The sequence below is a fragment of the Methylobacterium oryzisoli genome (assembly GCF_046557895.1).
Taxonomy (GTDB): domain Bacteria; phylum Pseudomonadota; class Alphaproteobacteria; order Rhizobiales; family Beijerinckiaceae; genus Methylobacterium; species Methylobacterium oryzisoli.
On record NZ_JBKIBX010000013.1, the window covers coordinates 120,569 to 137,530 of the forward strand.

Below are 16,962 nucleotides of genomic sequence, written 5' to 3' on the forward strand. Positions count from 1 at the left end.
ACTGTATCAGGCCGCGGGCAGCATCGCCGGGTCCTTCACCAGCAGCCAATCCTCGACCGCGAGGGCATCGAGACCGGTCGTGTAGAACATCAGGATCGCGTCCTCGGCGGTGTGGAGGATCGGCTTGCCCATGACGTTGAAGCTGGTGTTGAGCAGGATCGGCACGCCGGTGCGCTCCGCGAAGGCCGCGATCAGGGCCGCGTAGGCCGGGTTGCGCCCGGGCGTCACGCTCTGGAGGCGCCCGGTGCCGTCCTCGTGCACCACCGCCGGCACCCGCGCCCGCACCTCCGGGCGCCACACCAGGGTGCGCTCCATGTAGGGGCTGTCCTGGTAATCCTCGAACCAGTCGGGCCCGGCCTCGGCCAGGATCGAGGGCGCGAAGGGCCGGAACGCCTCGCGGTACTTCACCTTGGCGTTCAGGATCGCCTTGGCGTCGGCCGGGCGCGGATCGGCCAGGATCGAGCGGTTGCCGAGCGCCCGCGGCCCGAACTCGGCCCGGCCCTGCACCCAGCCGACGAGGCCGCCCGCCGCCAGGATGGCGGCCGCGGCCTGCGTGACGCCCGCGTGGCCGAGCCGCCGCAGGCGCGGCTCCTGCCCGGCCATGCGCGCCAGGGGCTCGGTCGAGACGCTGGAGCCGAGATAGGGCGTGAACGCCCCCTCCCCGGCCGGCCCGGTCCAGTCGGGATGGTCCTCGGCGTAGGCGAGCCACGCGGCGCCGAGCGCGTTGCCGTCGTCGGCGGGCGCCGAGGGCACGTGGAGCCGCCGGTAGGCGCTGCGGGCCAGCAATCGGCCGTTGTAGGACGAGTTGAGCGCGCAGCCCCCCGTCAGCACGAGGTTCTCGGCCGGTGCGAGCCGGCCCGCCTCGCCCACGAGCACGTCCATCAATTCGCAGAAGGCGTCCTGACCGCAGCGCGCGAGATCCGCCCAGCCCGTCTCCCGCGCGTCGGCCGGGCGCCTCGCCAGGATCTCGGCGACCGTCGCCTGCACGGTCGCGGCCTCGGCGAAGCGCAGCCGCCCGCCCTCGACGCGGTAGAGCCGGCGCAGCAGCGCCATCAGCGCGGGATCGGCCTGCCCGTAGGGCGCGAGCCCCATGATCTTCCACTCCTCGCCCGCCGCCTGATCGAAGCCCGCGAGATCGGTGACGAGGCCGAAGAAGAAGCCGAGCGATTCACGGCCGCGGTGGCGCTTCACCTCGGCGATGCGGCCCGCCTGCATCCGGTAGATCGCCGAGGCGCCGGTCTCGCCCATGCCGTCGACGACGAGGCAGGCGGCGTCACGGAACGGGCTGCCCCAGAGCCCGTAGGAAGCGTGGGCGAGGTGATGAGGGTAGCGCCGCAGGGCCGCGACGCGGCTCTGTCCGCCATGCGCCCGGTCGAGGCCGAGCAGCGTGCCGTAGCCCGCGCGCGCCTGCGCCACGCCGAGTTCGGCGATGAAGGTGCGCTCGCTGCGCTCGGGCACCAGCGAGCGGTTCAGGTCCGGCGGGTGGCCCGCCAGATTCTCCAGGCCGAAGGCGCCCGCGGCCGCGGAGCGCGCCAGGAAGGCGCTGAACTCGGGGCCCCAGCTCGTCGCCACCACCAATTCGGCGCCCGCCGGCAGGTGGCGCGCCAGCAGGCCGGCCATGCGGGGGGCCGAATCCGGCTCGCAGTTCGGCGCGCGCTTGTACTGGAGGTAGCGCTCGGTGGCCTCGGCGAAGAGCACCTCGCCGTCCGGGCCGACCAGCGCGAGGGCCGGGTCGTGGAAGGTCGTGGCGAGGCCGAGATAGTAGCGCATCGGGTCTCCATCCTCGGCGTCGCGCCGCCGGACCCGGCGCGCGGTCGGTGCCGCGGCCCGTCGCGGACCGCCCGGCCTGTGGCGGGGCGGTCTAGCAGCGCCGGCCGCGCCTGTCAGGCCGCCGCCGCGCCGCGCGGCCCGGAGCCATTTGCGGCAGGTCGGGTTTTGGTCCATTGAAGCCGGAACGGGAGGCGGGCGCGATCGGCCCCGCGATCGGCCCCCTGCCTCCGCACGATCCGGACCGTCTCGGGAAGAGCAGGTATGGCTACGCCCACTTTCGATCTCGCCGATCTCAAGCGCCGCATGCAGGGCGCCGTGAACTCGCTCAGGCACGATCTCGGCTCGCTCCGGACCGGACGGGCGAGCCCGAACCTCCTCGACCCGATCCACGTCGAGGCCTACGGCGCCGCGATGCCGATGAGCCAGGTGGCGACGATCAGCGTGCCGGAGCCGCGCCTGCTCAGCGTCGCGGTGTGGGACCGCGGCATGGTCAGCGCCGTCGAGAAGGCGATCCGCGAATCCGACCTCGGCCTCAACCCGATGACCGAGGGACAGACCATCCGGCTGCGCATCCCCGAGATGAACGAGCAGCGCCGCAAGGAGATGGTCAAGGTCGCCCACAAATACGCCGAGGAGGCGCGCGTCGCCGTCCGCCACGTGCGCCGCGACGGGCTCGACCTTCTCAAGAAGCTGGAAAAGGACGGGGCGATCAGTCAGGACGACGAGAAGCGTCAGGCCGACCAAGTCCAGAAGGCCACCGACCAGCATATCGCGGAGGTCGACCAGACGCTCGCCGCCAAGGAGAAGGAGATCATGCAGGTCTGATCGGACCCGCAGGATCGTTCGAACGGGTGCGCGGACCGCGGGCCGGGGCGGCGCGAGAGATCGGGACCGGGATGGCGGGCGACAGCAAGACGGCATTCCTGGCGGGCGCGGCCGAAGGCGCGCCCGGTCCCGCGCACGCGCCGGCCTCGCTTCCGGCGCATATACCGGCCCACGTCGCCATCATCATGGACGGCAACGGCCGCTGGGCTGCCCGCCGGGGCCTGCCCCGGGCGGAGGGGCACCGCCGCGGCGTGGAGGCGGTGCGCCGGGCCGTGCGCTCCGCCCTCGACCTCGGCATCACCTACCTCACGGTCTACAGCTTCTCGTCGGAGAACTGGCGCCGGCCCGCCACCGAAGTCGCCGACCTGATGGGGCTGCTCAGGCTCTTCGTGCGCCGCGACCTCGCGGATCTCGACGCCAACGGCGTGCGGGTGCGGATCATCGGCGAGCGCGAGGGTCTGCCCGGCGACATCGCGGCGCTGCTGCGCGAGGCCGAGGAGCGCACCGCCCACAACACCCGACTCACCCTGGTGGTGGCCTTCAACTACGGCGGTCGCCAGGAGATCGTGCGGGCCGCCCGCGCGCTCGCCCGGGCGGTGCAGGAGGGGCGCCTCGCCCCCGACGCGATCGGGCTCGACACCGTGGCGGCCCTCCTCGACACCCGGGACATCCCCGATCCCGACCTCGTGATCCGGACCTCGGGAGAGCAGAGGGTGTCGAACTTCCTGACGTGGCAGACCGCCTACTCGGAATTCGTGTTCATCCCGGACCTCTGGCCCGATTTCGACCACGCCGCCTTCGCGGCCGCGGTCGGCGAGTACCAGGGCAGGGACCGCCGCTTCGGCGGCCTCGGCGCGCAGGCCCGCTGATGGCGACCGACGGCAGCGTCCCCGGGGCGCGGCGGCCCTGGCCGGCGAGCGAGCTCGGCGTGCGGGCGGTCTCCGGCGTGGTGCTCGGGCTCCTCGTCCTCGCCGCGACCCTCACGGGGGGCTGGCTCTTCGCGCTGATCTGGCTGCTCGCCGGCCTCGCGGTGGTCGGCGAGTGGCTCGCCATCACCCGCACGGCCCCGCACCGCCTGCTGCTGGGCATCGCCGGCGTCACCCTCGCCGGGCTGGTCGCGGGTGCGCGCCTCGGCACCGCGCCCCTGGTGCTCGCGGGCTTCGCCGGGCTCGCGATGCTCATCCTCGCCCTCATGGCCCGGCCGGCAGCGGGCCGCCTCTGGGCGCCGCTGAGCCTCGCCTGCGCGGCCGTGGTCACCCTCGTGCCGGTGCTGCTGCGCGACGATCCCCGCATCGGCCTGGCCGGTCCGCTCTGGCTGTTCGGCACCGTGTGGACCACCGACATCGCCGCCTACTTCACCGGGCGCGCCCTCGGCGGCCCGAAGCTGTGGCCCGCGGTGAGCCCGAAGAAGACGTGGTCGGGTTTTTGCGGCGGCCTTCTCGGCGCGACGATCGTCGGCGGCGCCATCGCGGCGGGTGCATCGCATCTTGGCGCGCAGGAAAACCTGCCGCTTGCCGCGGCGCTCGGCCTCTCGGCGCTCGGCTCGGTGCTGAGCCAGGGCGGCGACCTCGCCGAGAGCGCCCTCAAGCGGGCCTACGGGGCCAAGGATTCCGGCCGCCTGATCCCGGGCCACGGCGGCGTCATGGACCGGCTCGACGGCTTCTTCGCCGTGGCGGCCCTGGCCGGGCTCCTGCTCGTCGTCCGGGCAGCGGCCTGAGGAACGGCCCGGCCGTCAGGCCGGAGCGCCCGCCGGCACCGGGTTCGGGGTGTTTTCCGGGCGCCGCGGCTCTTCGGCCGCCGGGACCGGCGCGGCCTCCTGTCCGGCCGCCTCCAGGCACGCCTCGACGCCCTGACGGAGCGAGGACACGTAGGCGTCGGCCCCGAGCGAGGCGCGCGCCTCCGAATCGGCCAGCAGCGCGTCGTCGGCCGGCCACAGCCCGACGAGGATCTGAGCATCCGGCAGGCGGCGCCGGATCCGCTGCACGAGGTAGCGCAGGTGGGCGGGCGACCCGCTGATCTCCAGGTAGGAGACGCAGACCATCCGGGTGCCCTGCGCGTCGAGGCTGTGGATCTGCGAGCGCGACACGGCGTCGAACGGCACCACCCGGGTGCCGATGCCGCGCTTCTCGAGGAGTTGCGCGAGCATCGAGGAGGCCGCCTCGTCGAGGGGGCCGCGCCCGGCGACGCAGAGCACCGCCCCCTTCTGGCGCCACGCGGCGGGCAGCGCCTCGGGCGAGGGCGCGTCCCGCACCGCGGGCGTCGCGTCGCAGGGCAGCTCGGCGTCGCGCCGCGCCAGGAGGCGCCCGGCGAGGCCCGGCTGCTCGGCCGGGGTCTCGTCCTCCCGGTCGGCGAGGTCGGTGACGAGTTCGTCGATGGCGGTGCGGATGCGCTCCAGGCGCTCCTCCGTCAGCACGCCGCGGCGCGCGTCGGAGGCTGCGAGCTGCAGCCCCTTGAGCACGACCTCGTCGTAATAGGAGGACAGGGAGCAGGTGGAGAGGATCGTCTCGGCGAGTTCCTGCGCCTCGTCGGGATCGTCGGCGAGCAGGCGCTGGTAAAAGTTCTCCACCGGCGTCAGCGCCGGCTGGTCGCCGAACAGCACGTCGAGGAATTCGAGCTTCTCGACGTGGCGGCCCAGCACCACGAGGCAGACGGTAAGCGGCGTCGACAGGAGCAGGCCCACTGGCCCCCACAGCCACGTCCAGACGAGGGCCGAGACCAGCACCGCGAAGGGCGACAGGCCCGTCGAGTGCCCGTAGAGCAGGGGCTCGATGACGTGGCCGACCAGCGGTTCGAGCACGAGAAACAGGATGGCGGTGGCCAGCACCATGTTCCAGCCCGGATCGACGGCCGCGGCGAGCGCGAGGGGCAGGAGCCCCGCCAGGAAGGCGCCGATATAGGGCACGAAGCGCATCAGCCCCGCGAAGATGCCCCACATGATCGGCCCCGGAACTCCGATCAGCCACAGCCCGATGCCGATGGCGAGGCCGAAGCTCGCGTTCAGGGCGAGCTGCATCACGAAGAATCGGCTGAGCCGGCGCGCCGCGTCGTCCATCGCCACCGTGGTTCGGTGCAGGTCGCTCGACCCGACGAGGCGGATCAGCCTGTCGCGCAGGTCCTCCCGCTGCGCCAGGATGAAGATCAGCACCACGAACACGATGCCGGTGGTGGCGAGCGGCCCGATCGCGGGCGCGAGCACGCGCTCGGCGAGCTGGAGCGGCGTGAGATCGGGCGAGCGCACCTCGACCAGCACGGGTTTCTCGGGGTTCTGGACCCGGGGCTCGGCCGGCTTGGCGTCGGCGGGCGGCGCCTTCTCCTCCGGCATGGCGCCGGCCTGCTGGATGTGGCGGCCGATGCTGCGGACGTAGCCCGCGAGGTCGCCCAGCACCCCCGACTTGAGCGTGTCGAGCTTGCGCTCGATGGTGCGCTGGTAGCGCGGCAGCCCGGTGCCGAGTTCGGCCGCCTGCATGCCGATGATCCCGGCCAGCGATGCCACGATGCCGAGGCAGGTGAGGACCGCGAGCACGATCGCCGCCATCCGGCCGATCCGCAGCTTGCGCAGCAGGTTCACCAGCGGGCCGAGCACGAAGCTCAGCAGCACCGCGATGGCGATCGGGATCAGGATCTCGCGGCCGAGATAGAGCCCCGCCACCAGGATCGCCCCGATGATCAGCGGGGTGGCGAGACCCTGGCCGGGCGTTTCCGCCGCCGGGATCCGGGTCGGCACGGCCGGGACGAGGGTTTTCTGCAGACCGCTGCCGCGCGCCATTCGCCCGCCTCTCACTCAGGAGCCCGCCAGCCAAGCCGGGCCGTACGCATGCTCAGGAACGGCGCGGGCCCCGAATGGATCCCGCGCGGCGCTCCCGTGAACCGCGAAAAAATGAATGCCGCAACGGCAGATAGAGGCTCCGGCCGCGCTTCACCCGGTCGCGTTGCGGCGCGCGGCCTTGGCCTGCGCGGCGGTTTGCCGATATGAGCCGGGTGGACGGGGCGCAACCCTCTGGCGGGACCCATGACCCTCTCGGCGCTCGATTCCCTGATCCTCGGCCCGCTCTTCGCCACCGACGCGATGCGGGCGGTCTTCACCGACGAGGCCCGGATCGCCGCGATGCTGCGGGCGGAGGCGGCGCTGGCGCGCGCGCAGGGACGGGCCGGGCTGGTGCCGGACGCGCTGGCGCCGGCCCTCGACGCGCTCGCTCCCGCCGCCCTCGACCCGACTTCCCTGGGCCGGCGCACGGCGCTGTCCGGCGTGCCGGTGATCCCCTTCGTCAAGGCCGTGCAGGCGACGCTTCCCGCCGACCTCGAACCGGCCTTCCACAAGGGCACGACCACGCAGGACATCGCCGACACCGCGCTCGCGCTGCAGCTGCGCGAGGCCTTCGGGCTCGTGGCGGAGGATCTGGGCGCCATCCTGGCCGGCCTGTCGGACCTCGCCCGGCGCCACCGCGAGACGCCCTGCGTCGGGCGCACCTACGGGCAGCACGCGGCCCCCGTGACCTTCGGGTTCAAGGCCGCGATCTGGGCGCTCGGCATCGCCGAGGTCGCGGCCGACCTGCCGCGCATCCGCGGCCGGGCGCTCGCCGCTTCCCTCGGCGGCCCGGTCGGGACGCTCGCCTCCCTGGGCGAGGCCGCGGACGCGGTGGGCGAAGATTTCGCGCGGGTGCTCGGCCTCGGCTACGAGCCTGCGCCCTGGCACACCCGCCGCGCGCGCATCGCCGAGACCGGGTCCTGGCTTGCCCTGCTGATGGGGACGCTCGCCAAGCTCGCCACCGACGTCGCGCATCTCGCGAGCACGGAGGTCGGCGAGGTGGCGGAGCCCTTCGTGCCGGGCCGCGGCGGCTCCTCGGCCATGCCCCACAAGCGCAACCCCGTCTCCTCCACGGTGATCCTCGCCGCCTTCAGCGCCGCCAAGGGACAGGTCGTGCCGCTCCTCGACGGCATGGCGGCGGCGCACGAGCGCCCGGCCGGGGCGTGGCACGCCGAGTGGCACGCGCTGCCGGCCCTGTTCGGCCTCGCTTCCGGCGCCCTGCGCGAGGCCCGGGCGCTCGCCGAGGGGCTGGTGCCCGACCCGGCGCGGATGCGCACCAACCTCGACCTCACCGGCGGCCTCCTGTTCGCGGACGCGCTGGCGGCCCGCCTCGCCCCGCGCCTCGGCGCCGAGGCCGCGCACGCGCTGGTGGAGGCCGCCGCCGGCGCCGTGCGCGAGGGACGCGGCAGCCTCGCCGCGGTGCTGGCGGCCCGGCCCGAGGCGGCCGGCATCGACCTTCAGCCGGCCTTCGACCTCGCGCCCGCCATCCGGGCCGGAGCTCGAACGACCGACCGGGCGCTGGCCGAGACCGCGCGCCTCGCCGCCCTGCTCACCCGACCCTCCCACCCGGACGCCTCCCCATGCCCCTGATCCAGGCCAACGGCACCGAACTGAACGTCGAACTCTCCGGCCCGAGCGGCGCGCCCGTCGTCGCCTTCTCGAACTCGCTCGGGACCGCGATGGCGATGTGGGATCCCCTCGTCCCGCACCTGCGCGGGCGCTACCGGGTGCTGCGCTACGACACCCGCGGGCACGGCGCCTCGCCGACCCGCGACGCGCCGACCGCGGTCGAGGATCTGGCCGACGACCTCCTCGGCCTCCTCGACGCGCTCGGCATCGACCGCGCCCACGTGGTCGGCCTCTCGCTCGGCGGCATGACCGGCCAGGCGCTGGCCATGCGGGCGCCGACGCGCGTGCAGAGCCTCACCCTGATGGCGACCGCCGCCTGCATGCCGAGCGAGGCGTCGTGGAACGAGCGCGCCGAGACCGTGCGGGCGCACGGCACCGCCGCCATCGTGGACGCCACGATGGAGCGCTGGTTCACCCCGGACTTCCCGGCGAGCGCACCCGACGCGGTGGAGCCGGTGCGCCGCCGGTTCGTCGAGACCGACCGGGCGGGCTACGCGGTGTGCTGCAACGCCATCGGGCGCATGGACCTGCGCCCCGGGCTCGACCGCATCACGGCGCCGACCCTGGTGATCGCCGGGCGCGACGACCCGGCGACGCCGCCGGAGAAATCGGAGGAGATCTGCGCCGGCATCGGCCACGCCGAACTCGTCGTCCTGCCGCGCGCCCGCCACCTGCTGGCGGTGGAGCAGCCCGAGGCGACCGCGAGCCACCTCCTCGCCTTCCTCGACCGCCACCGCGCGCCGGCCGAGGGCGCGACCGGCGCGGTGCCGGCGGCGGCAGGGCTCGACAACCGCCGCAGCGTGCTGGGCGCCGCCCATGTCGACCGCTCGCTCGCCGGAGCGGGCGCCTTCGCGGGGCCGTGGCAGGACTTCATCACCCGCATCGCCTGGGGCGAGATCTGGGGCGACCCGCGCCTGCCCTGGAAGAGCCGCTCCCTGGTGACGCTCGCCCTGATGGTGGCGCTCGGGCGCGAGGAGGAGTTCAAGCTCCACGTCCGCCCGGCCCTGCGGAACGGCGTCACCCTGCCCGAATTGCAGGCGCTGCTGCTGCAGACGGCCGTCTATGCCGGCGTGCCCGCTGCCAACAGCGCCTTCCGCTGGGTGCGCGACGTGCTCGGCGACGACCTGTCCTGAGGCGGGGACCGGAACCACGCGAACCCGCCCTCCCGTGCTCCCCTCGCCGTCCGGCACGCGGCACCCGGCGGGGCTGTGGCGCGGATCGCTGCGCCAGCGGCTCCGGCTCGTCTCGGGCCTGATCCTGTTCGCCTTCGCGGCCACGCACTTCGCCAACCACGCGCTCGGGCTGGTCGCGCTCGACGTCATGCGGGCGGCGGAGGGCTGGCGCACGGCCGTGACGCGCTCCGTCCCCGGCACCGCGGTGCTGTCGGCCGCCCTGGCGGTCCACGTCGCCCTCGCCTTCGAGGCGCTGGCGAGCCGGCGCAGCCTGCGCATGCCGGTCTGGCAGGCGGCGCAGATCCTGCTCGGGCTGGCGATCCCGTTCCTGCTGGTGCCGCACATCCTCGGCACCCGGGTGACGAACCTCCTCACCGGCCAGCGCACCGACTATCCCTACGTGATCGCCCATCTGTGGCCGGACGGGATGGCACGCCAGACGCTGCTGCTCGGGCTCGTCTGGGCGCATGGCTGCCTGGGCCTGCACCAATGGCTGCGGCTCTCCGCCGGCTACCGCCGCATCGTCCCGCGGCTCGCGGTCGCGGCCCTGCTGCTGCCGCTCGCCGCCATCCTCGGCATCGCCGTCCAGGGCCAGTTCATGGACCGCGACCTCGCGGCGGCGGCGCGCTTCGGGGCGCCCGACCTCGCCCGGTTCTGGGAGGCGCCGCGAACGCCCGAGGCCGTGGCAGCCCTGCGCGGCCCGGTGCTCGCGGCGATCTACGCGGCCGCCGCCAGCGCCCTGGCACTGGGGGGATGGCGGATCGCCGCCGCGTGGCGGGCGCGGCGGATCGTCGTGACCTACTCCACCGGCCAGAGCGTGCGGGCCGCCGAGGGCCTGACGCTCCTCGACATCAGCCGCTCCGCCCGCATCCCCCATCTCGCCGTCTGCGGCGGGCGGGGGCGCTGCTCGACCTGCCGCGTGCTGGTCACGCAGGGCGAGCAGAACCTCGACCCGCCCACCCCCGAGGAGGCCGCGACGCTCGCGGCCATCGCGGCACCGCCGGGAGTGCGGCTCGCCTGCCAGGCGCGCCCGCGCGGCGACCTCACCGTCACCCGGATCCTCCGCCCCCGCGGACGGGAAGCCGCCGAGGCGCAGCTGGGTGACCCGGATCTCGCCGGCATCGAGCGCGAGGTGGCGATCCTGTTCGTCGACGTGCGGGGCTTCACGCCGCTGGCCGAGCGCAAGTTCGCCTTCGACGTCGTCTACATCCTCAACCGCTTCTTCGAGGCGGCGGGGCGGCCGGTCGCCGCCCGCGGCGGCTGGATCGGCGGCTACGCGGGCGACGGCCTGCTCGCCCTGTTCACGCACCCGGACGGGATCGATGCCGCCTGCCGGGCGGCCTACACGGCCGCGGCCGACATCGACCGGGCCGTGGACGCGCTCAACCGCCAGATCGCCGCGGAGCTGCCCGCCCCCTTGCGGGTCGCGATGGGCCTGCATGCCGGGCCGCTCGTGCTCGGGCGGCTGGGTTTCGGGGAGACCGTGCCGGTCTCGGCGATCGGGCCGGCCGTGAACATCGCGAGCCGCCTGGAGACGCTGGCCAAGGCCGCCGAGGTCCAGCTTGCTGCCTCGGCCGAGACCGCCCGGCGGGCCGGCCTCGCAACCGCCGGCCTTCGCGCCGAGCGGGTGCCGATCCGCGGCAGCAGCGCCCTGGATATCCTGTACGTCGAGCGGGCGGGCGAGCTGGCGGCGCGCCTGCCCGCGGCCTGATCGGGGTCTCGAAAAATCTTCGATCGCGACGGAACCGGCGTCAGTGCGGCGCATTATGCGACCGAAGGGCTCGCGCGTCTTACCGCCGCGCGCTGTCCTGCGGCTGCCGTGAGAGCGCTTCGCTACGGGAACTCACGGCACCATCAGGGTCGCGGCCGGCGGGGCCTCACCGGGCCTGCGGGTGTCGATGCGATCCGCCAGGGACGCCGCCGACTGGAACCGGTCGAGGCGCCGATCGATCATGCCGTCGAGTCTCTCGTAGACTTCGGCGACCGAGAGGCTGCGCGTCTTCTTCCCGTCACGCTCGAAAAAAAGGCTGCGGTTGGCCTTCGCGGCGGCCCGGAACGCGGCTTGCGCCGGATGGTCCGGTTTTTCGGCGGTGAGCTGCATGAAGCGGCTCGCGCTCGCCGCCCCGAGCAGGTGGGCGAAGTAGCATTCGGAGTGCGTGAGGTCGCGGCCGACGCGCTGCGCCACCCGGGCGCGGTCGCGCTTCATCATCTCGCCCGCCATCAGCCCGGCGATGTAGGGGTCGCGGCGCAGCGACAGGATGCGGCGGCGCGCGCCGGTATCCGCCACGACGAGACCGGAACCCCGGCGCTGGATCAGGCCGGCCTCGTCGGCGAGACCGTATTTGGGCCCGAAGGCGCGCAGCAATTCGAGCCATGTGCCGGTCAGGAACTGGAAAAGCCCCTCGGCCGAGGAGGTGGCAGCCCGGGCGTGCGGCAGGAAGCTCGATTCCTTGTCGGCGAGCGCCATCAGGTAGACCGGGTCGACCTCGGTGTCGCGCGCGGCCCGCAGGATGGTCTCCACGAGGCTGCGCGGCACGCGCGTCATCCCGAAGGTGAGGAGGTCGTCCTCGCCCGCCTCGGTCGCCAGGCGGTCCAGATCGGTCTGGATCAGCTCCGCGGTGCTGGGCTTCTCCTCGGAGAGCGCGACGCCCCGCCACTCGGGCGACAGGGCGGGCGGCATGGCCGGGACGCGGACGGGGCGCAGGTCGATGCGGTCGTGCGCCGCGGCGGCCGGCGCGAGGCTGTCGGTCGGCAGGGTGGCGACGACGGCGAGCCCGAACACCGCCGCGGAGGCGAGCAGGCGCGGCAGCGAGCGCCGACCGCGGGCCGGCATGGTCCTGGCACCGGCCGCGAGGGGCTTCAGCCACCGCACGGTGGCCTCGTCGGTGACCGTCCCGTTCTCGGGCACGAGTCGACGCGCGTCGTCGGCGCCGCGCGCCGGCTCCGGGAAAACCCTCATGTCCTTGCCTTCGTTACCGCCCGGCCCGATTCCCGGCCGCGCACGCTTCGCTTGGGAGCGGCGTGTCTGACGGCCCGCTGTGACCACAATGGGACAGCGTGACGTTAAGGGCCGGGGTCATTTTGCGGCGCGGTAAGGTTCTGACAGGACACAGTTTCGTCCAGAATGGGGCGAACCGGCACCAGATCAGCATTTGTGAATAATTCGTGTTCGCTCTGGAACCAACCGCCGCCTCGTGCATTTCTCACCGCCACGCGGAGCGGCACCCCCGTCATCCTGGATGCTTCCGCCGCCCGCCTTTCAGTGAAGGAAGTCCCTTTCCGATGAGCATGCAGACCGGGCGCCGCGTCGGCGTCGCTTTCGTTGGCATGGGTGGGGCTGTTGCCACCACGGCCATCGCCGGCATCGAGATGATCAAGTCCGGATCGAACCGTCTCGATGGTCTGCCCCTTGCGGGTAAGGCGGTTGCCGGCATGGTCGGCTACAAGGATCTGGTGTTCGGGGGCTGGGATCTGAACGGGGACGATCTCGGCGCCGCCGCCTCCACCCACGGCGTGCTGAGCCGGCAGGACCTCGAGAACGGCGCGCAGGTGCTCAACACCATGCGGCCCTGGCCGGCGGTCGGCAGCGCCAAGTTCTGCAAGAACATCGACGGCCAGAACCGGATCGTCGCCAAGGACCACCGCGAGGCGGTGACGGCGATCGCCGCGGATCTCGACCGCTTCCGGCAGGAGAGCGGCGTCGACGACGTGGTGGTGGTCAACCTCGCCTCCACGGAGCGCTGGCCCGACCTCGACGATCCGACGCTCAATTCGGCCGACGCGTTCGAGCGCGGCCTCGATGAGAGCGACGAGGCGATCAGCCCGGCAATGCTCTACGCCTACGCGGCGATCAAGAACGGCATCCCGTACGCCAACTTCACCCCGAGCGTGGCGGCCGACGTGCCGGCCCTCGTCGATCTCGCCCGCCAGCTCAACGTCCCGGTCGCCGGCAAGGACGGCAAGACCGGCCAGACCATGATGAAGACGGTGCTGGCGCCGGCCCTGAAGTCGCGCGCGCTCCATGTGGACGGCTGGTTCTCCACCAACATCCTGGGCAACCGCGACGGCCTCGCCCTCGACGATCCGTCCTCGCTGCAGTCGAAGCTCAAGACCAAAGGCACGGTGCTGGATTCGATCCTCGGCTACCCGGTCGAGGACCATCTGGTCCACATCCACTATTACCGCCCGCGCGGGGACGACAAGGAGGCCTGGGACAACATCGACGTCACCGGCTTCCTCGGCCAGAAGATGCAGATCAAGGTCAACTTCCTCTGCAAGGACTCGATCCTGGCCGCCCCGCTCGTCATCGAGATCGCGCGCGTGCTCGACCTCGCCAAGAAGCGCGGCGACGGCGGCGTGCAGGAGCAGCTCTCGCTGTTCTTCAAGGCCCCGATGGTGAAGAACGGCCACGGGCCGGAACACGCCTTCGGCATTCAGGAGCGCATGCTGCTCGACTGGCTCGGCGTGCACTGAGCATGGGCGGGCCGGATCTCGCCGGCGGGGGGCGCGGTGACGCCGCGGCTCCCGAGCGGTTGCGTGCGCTCCTCGTCGAGCTGAACGACCTCAAGCGCATCCGCTCGGCGGGCCGGCGCGGCTCCATCGCCGAGCGCCTCTTCGCGCAAGGGTGGGGGGCGCTCGCGGCGGGCGCCGCCGCCGCCGCCGTCACCGAGCGCGTCACCGCGACCGCGCTCGCGGCGGCGCGCCTCGGCGATCTCGACGCGGCCTTCCTGGCCGCGGCCGGCCTGTCGACGGCCGAGGCCGGGGCCGTGCTGGAGCGGGGCTTCGACGAGGTCACGGCCGAGGTCGATCCGGCCCTGCGCGCCCGGCTGCGCGCCGCGCTGACGGCGCCCGAGCCGCTGCCCGCCGGACACCTGCCCGGCTTCGTCGACCTGCTGGCCGCGCAGCCGCGCGCGGGCGTCACCTGCCCGGGCCGGCCCCGCATCCTCTTGGAGCCGCCCGAGAACCACGCCGAGCATTGCCTGATGGTGGCGGTCTACGGCGTGGTGCTGAGCCCCTTCTACGGCGCCGACCCGGCCACCGTGTTCGTGGCGGCACTGGCCCACCACCTGCACAACGCGATGATGCCGGATGCCGGCTTCACCGGCGAGGTGCTGCTCGGCGCCCATCTCGACCCGGTCATCGCCCGCACGGCGGCGCGCGCGCTCGACGAGCTCGAACCGGCCCTGCGCCGTCGCGTCGAGAGCGCCCGGCGCCTCCTGCCCGACGACGGCACCGCCGAGGGCCGGGCCTTCCATGCGGCGGACGTGATCGACCGGGTGCTGCAGATCGCTCAGCACCTGCGCGCGGCCTCGCTCACCATGGGTACGGTGCTCGGCGAGATGGCGCTGGTCCATGACGGGCCGGTCAAGGGCTTCCACGACCGGGTGCTCGCCGACATGCGGCTGCCGTGAGGGGACTCCCCGCGCCTCCGGCGAGACCCATCTCCTCCGGCAGGCTTCCCCCAGGAGCGTCCGCGTGATCCCCTTCGGTCTCCGCTCGCCCGTCACGGGCGAGCCCCTGCATCACGACACGCCCCATTCCCTGCGCGAAGGGCGGAAAGGCCCGCGCTGGCCGGTGGTGGACGGCATTCCTTTCCTGAGGGTGGACCGCGACGACCTCGTGCGCGAGGCACTGGGGCATCTCGACAAGGGCGCCCCCGGCCACGCCCTCGAACTCCTGCTGGCCGATCAGGACGAGTGGTGGACCGGGCCGAAACCCGACCCCGCCGCCCTGCGCGACCTCGTGCGCGACCTCAAATACGTCTCGCTGCGCGAGGCGGTGGAGCGGCTCGCCTGGGGCCGGGTCGGCGACTACTTCGTGCACCGCTGGACGGACCCGACCTATCTGGCGGGCCTCGCCCTGCTCGAAGCGCACTGGAACGCGCCGGTCTGCGTCTTCGAACTGGCCTGCGGCATCGGCCACTATCTGCGCGACCTGCAGGGCCGGGGCGTGAAGGTCGCGGGGGGCGACGTGGTCTTCGCCAAGCTCTGGGTGGCGCGCCACTGGGTGGTGGGCCAGCGCGCCCAGCTCGTCTGCTTCGACGCCGCCTCGCCCTGCTGGCCGATCGAGGGATCGCCCGTCGACCTCGTGGTCTGCCACGACGCGTTCTACTTCATGAAGGACAAGCAGGGCATCCTCGACAACCTGCGCCGCACGGCCGGCGACGAGGGCTGGCTGGCTGTCAGCCACATCCACAACCGGGCGCGGGCCGGCTTCTCGGCCGGGCACGCGGTCTCCAGCGTCGAGATCGAGGAATTCTTCCCCGACGGCCTCGTGTACGACGATGCCGAACTGACCGCGGCGCTGGTCGCCGCGCGCGCCCCCGCGCCGGCCGATCCCTCGTCGCTGCAGGAGGTCGAGGCGTTTTCCGTGGTGTGCGGCCCTGGCATGCGCCCCGCGCCCCGAGCGCTGGAGGACGGGCTGACCCTGCCGCCGGACGGCACGATCCTGCGCCTCAACCCCCTCTACCAGCCGACGCCGGAGGGCGATTACGCCATCGCGTGGCCGTCCGATCGCTACGCGGCGGAGTACGGGCCGCGCGCCACCTACCCGCTGCGCTCCCCCGGCCCCGAGACCGTGGAGGCGGGGCCTGCCACGGCCGAGCGGGCGCGCCGCCGCGAGTTCGTCGCGTTGCCGGAGCGCTGGTGATGGCGGGAATCGGCTGGGGCATCGTCGGCTACGGCTGGGTCGCCCGGGACTTCATGGCCCCGGCCATCGCGGCGGCGGGCGACAGGCTGGTGGCGGTCTGCGACGCCGCCCCCGCCTCCCGCGCCACCGCCGAGGCCGCAGGCGCCCGGGCGCACGCCGATCTCGCCGCCTTCCTCGCCGAGCCGGGGATCGAGGCCGTCTACGTCGCGACGCCCAACCACCTGCACCGCGGCCCCGTTGAGGCGCTGGCCGCCACCGGCAAGGCGGTTCTGTGCGAGAAGCCGATGGCGGCCTCGCTCGCCGACGCCGAGGCGATGGCGGCGGCGGTCACGCGCGCCGGCATCCTGTACGGCACCGCCTTCGACCAGCGCCACCATCCGGGCCACCGCGCCGTGCGGGCGGCGATCCGCGAGGGCCGCCTCGGCACCGTGACGGCGCTGCGCATCGTCTATGCCTGCTGGCTCGACCGGGCCTGGACCTCGCTGCCGGGCCAGGCGAACTGGCGCATCGATCCCGCCCAGGCGGGCGGCGGCGCGCTGATGGACCTCGCGCCGCACGGCCTCGACCTCGCCGAGTACCTGCTGGGCGAGGACTTGGTGGAGATCGCCGCCCTGACGCAGACGCGGGCGCAGGGCTACGCGGTCGATGACGGGGCGCTGCTGATCGGGCGTACGGCATCGGGCGTGCTGGCGAGCCTGCACGTCGCCTACAACTACCCGGAGGCGCTGCCGCGCCGCCGCCTCGAAGTCTCCGGCACCCTGGGCCTGCTCACCGCCGAGAACACGATGGGCCAGGAGCCGGGCGGACGGGCGACCTTCACGGACGGCGCGACCGGTAGCGTCACGCCCCTCCCCTTCGACGCCGCCGCCTCGCCCTTCCTCGAACAGGTGCGGGCCTTCGGGCGGGCGCTGCGCGATCCGGCGGAGCGCGCCGCGTGGTCGGCCTCCCGCGACCTCCACACCATGCGGCTGATCGCGCGGGCCTACGCGGGGTCTTCGTCCCGCGCCGCCAAGCCGGCCGCCTGACACGCCCTAAGCAGAATTGCACGGGGCAATTCTGCTTAGGCTTTTGATGTTGCATCATTTCCGCCGCCGAACCGGTGACCACTTCGGC

At 73.6% G+C, this 16,962-nt stretch carries 13 protein-coding genes; 10 read left to right on the plus strand and 3 right to left on the minus strand.

From position 1 onward, the window contains the following. Positions 1 to 6: 6 nt before the first annotated feature. Entirely contained in the window at positions 7 to 1,770 is a 1,764-nt protein-coding gene (locus ACKUB9_RS14990; RefSeq protein ID WP_407524342.1) for a carbamoyltransferase family protein, read from the minus strand. A 261-nt stretch (positions 1,771 to 2,031) separates the two neighbouring features. On the opposite strand from ACKUB9_RS14990, the gene frr reads away from it, so the two are divergent. The 3 genes from frr (at position 2,032) to ACKUB9_RS15005 (ending at position 4,312) form a co-directional block, all read left to right on the plus strand. Further along, positions 2,032 to 2,595, plus strand: coding sequence for a ribosome recycling factor (frr, locus tag ACKUB9_RS14995; RefSeq protein WP_407524344.1), 564 nt, complete (start codon positions 2,032 to 2,034; stop codon positions 2,593 to 2,595). Positions 2,596 to 2,666: 71 nt separating this feature from the next. Continuing rightward, positions 2,667 to 3,464, plus strand: a complete 798-nt coding sequence (locus tag ACKUB9_RS15000) for an isoprenyl transferase (protein WP_407524346.1) — start codon at positions 2,667 to 2,669, stop codon at positions 3,462 to 3,464. Further along, a complete protein-coding gene (locus ACKUB9_RS15005; RefSeq protein WP_407524348.1) occupies positions 3,464 to 4,312 on the plus strand; it encodes a phosphatidate cytidylyltransferase in 849 nt (282 codons plus the stop codon). Before ACKUB9_RS15000 ends, ACKUB9_RS15005 begins: the two co-directional genes overlap by 1 nt. Positions 4,313 to 4,327: 15 nt before the next feature. Here ACKUB9_RS15005 and ACKUB9_RS15010 read toward each other — a convergent pair whose 3' ends face one another. Further along, entirely contained in the window at positions 4,328 to 6,361 is a 2,034-nt protein-coding gene (locus tag ACKUB9_RS15010) for an AI-2E family transporter (protein WP_407524350.1), read from the minus strand. 243 nt (positions 6,362 to 6,604) lie between these two features. On the opposite strand from ACKUB9_RS15010, the gene ACKUB9_RS15015 reads away from it, so the two are divergent. Genes ACKUB9_RS15015 through ACKUB9_RS15025 form a run of 3 tightly spaced genes read left to right on the plus strand, consistent with a single transcriptional unit; the run spans position 6,605 to position 10,912 of the window. Further along, positions 6,605 to 7,990: a lyase family protein gene (locus ACKUB9_RS15015; RefSeq protein ID WP_407524352.1), complete on the plus strand. Its 1,386-nt coding sequence runs from the start codon at positions 6,605 to 6,607 to the stop codon at positions 7,988 to 7,990. Continuing rightward, entirely contained in the window at positions 7,981 to 9,162 is a 1,182-nt protein-coding gene (pcaDC, locus tag ACKUB9_RS15020) for a bifunctional 3-oxoadipate enol-lactonase/4-carboxymuconolactone decarboxylase PcaDC (RefSeq protein ID WP_407524354.1), read from the plus strand. The genes ACKUB9_RS15015 and pcaDC overlap by 10 nt, the downstream gene beginning before the upstream one ends. 34 nt (positions 9,163 to 9,196) lie before the next feature. Next, a complete protein-coding gene (locus tag ACKUB9_RS15025) occupies positions 9,197 to 10,912 on the plus strand; it encodes an adenylate/guanylate cyclase domain-containing protein (protein ID WP_407524356.1) in 1,716 nt (571 codons plus the stop codon). A 132-nt stretch (positions 10,913 to 11,044) separates the two neighbouring features. Here ACKUB9_RS15025 and ACKUB9_RS15030 read toward each other — a convergent pair whose 3' ends face one another. Next, entirely contained in the window at positions 11,045 to 12,160 is a 1,116-nt protein-coding gene (locus ACKUB9_RS15030; RefSeq protein ID WP_407524358.1) for a transglycosylase SLT domain-containing protein, read from the minus strand. Between the two features lie 323 nt (positions 12,161 to 12,483). On the opposite strand from ACKUB9_RS15030, the gene ACKUB9_RS15035 reads away from it, so the two are divergent. From ACKUB9_RS15035 to ACKUB9_RS15050, 4 genes are all read left to right on the plus strand, one after another. Then, complete coding sequence (locus tag ACKUB9_RS15035; protein ID WP_407524360.1) at positions 12,484 to 13,674, plus strand: inositol-3-phosphate synthase; 1,191 nt, start codon at positions 12,484 to 12,486, stop codon at positions 13,672 to 13,674. 2 nt (positions 13,675 to 13,676) lie between these two features. Further along, positions 13,677 to 14,612: a hypothetical protein gene (locus ACKUB9_RS15040; protein ID WP_407524362.1), complete on the plus strand. Its 936-nt coding sequence runs from the start codon at positions 13,677 to 13,679 to the stop codon at positions 14,610 to 14,612. A gap of 64 nt (positions 14,613 to 14,676) precedes the next feature. After that, a complete protein-coding gene (locus ACKUB9_RS15045) occupies positions 14,677 to 15,849 on the plus strand; it encodes a class I SAM-dependent methyltransferase (protein ID WP_407524364.1) in 1,173 nt (390 codons plus the stop codon). Beyond that, on the plus strand, positions 15,849 to 16,874 hold the full coding sequence (locus ACKUB9_RS15050; RefSeq protein WP_407524366.1) for a Gfo/Idh/MocA family protein: 1,026 nt from the start codon (positions 15,849 to 15,851) through the stop codon (positions 16,872 to 16,874). Before ACKUB9_RS15045 ends, ACKUB9_RS15050 begins: the two co-directional genes overlap by 1 nt. Positions 16,875 to 16,962: the final 88 nt, after the last annotated feature.

What these genes read in the sequence shown, in the direction of transcription:
- ACKUB9_RS14990 (WP_407524342.1), bottom strand. Translation starts at nt 1,770, where the DNA reads ATGCGCTACTATCTCGGCCTCGCCACGACCTTCCACGACCCGGCCCTC.
- frr (WP_407524344.1), top strand. Translation starts at nt 2,032, where the DNA reads ATGGCTACGCCCACTTTCGATCTCGCCGATCTCAAGCGCCGCATGCAG.
- ACKUB9_RS15000 (WP_407524346.1), top strand. Translation starts at nt 2,667, where the DNA reads ATGGCGGGCGACAGCAAGACGGCATTCCTGGCGGGCGCGGCCGAAGGC.
- ACKUB9_RS15005 (WP_407524348.1), top strand. Translation starts at nt 3,464, where the DNA reads ATGGCGACCGACGGCAGCGTCCCCGGGGCGCGGCGGCCCTGGCCGGCG.
- ACKUB9_RS15010 (WP_407524350.1), bottom strand. Translation starts at nt 6,361, where the DNA reads ATGGCGCGCGGCAGCGGTCTGCAGAAAACCCTCGTCCCGGCCGTGCCG.
- ACKUB9_RS15015 (WP_407524352.1), top strand. Translation starts at nt 6,605, where the DNA reads ATGACCCTCTCGGCGCTCGATTCCCTGATCCTCGGCCCGCTCTTCGCC.
- pcaDC (WP_407524354.1), top strand. Translation starts at nt 7,981, where the DNA reads ATGCCCCTGATCCAGGCCAACGGCACCGAACTGAACGTCGAACTCTCC.
- ACKUB9_RS15030 (WP_407524358.1), bottom strand. Translation starts at nt 12,160, where the DNA reads ATGAGGGTTTTCCCGGAGCCGGCGCGCGGCGCCGACGACGCGCGTCGA.
- ACKUB9_RS15035 (WP_407524360.1), top strand. Translation starts at nt 12,484, where the DNA reads ATGAGCATGCAGACCGGGCGCCGCGTCGGCGTCGCTTTCGTTGGCATG.
- ACKUB9_RS15040 (WP_407524362.1), top strand. Translation starts at nt 13,677, where the DNA reads ATGGGCGGGCCGGATCTCGCCGGCGGGGGGCGCGGTGACGCCGCGGCT.
- ACKUB9_RS15050 (WP_407524366.1), top strand. Translation starts at nt 15,849, where the DNA reads ATGGCGGGAATCGGCTGGGGCATCGTCGGCTACGGCTGGGTCGCCCGG.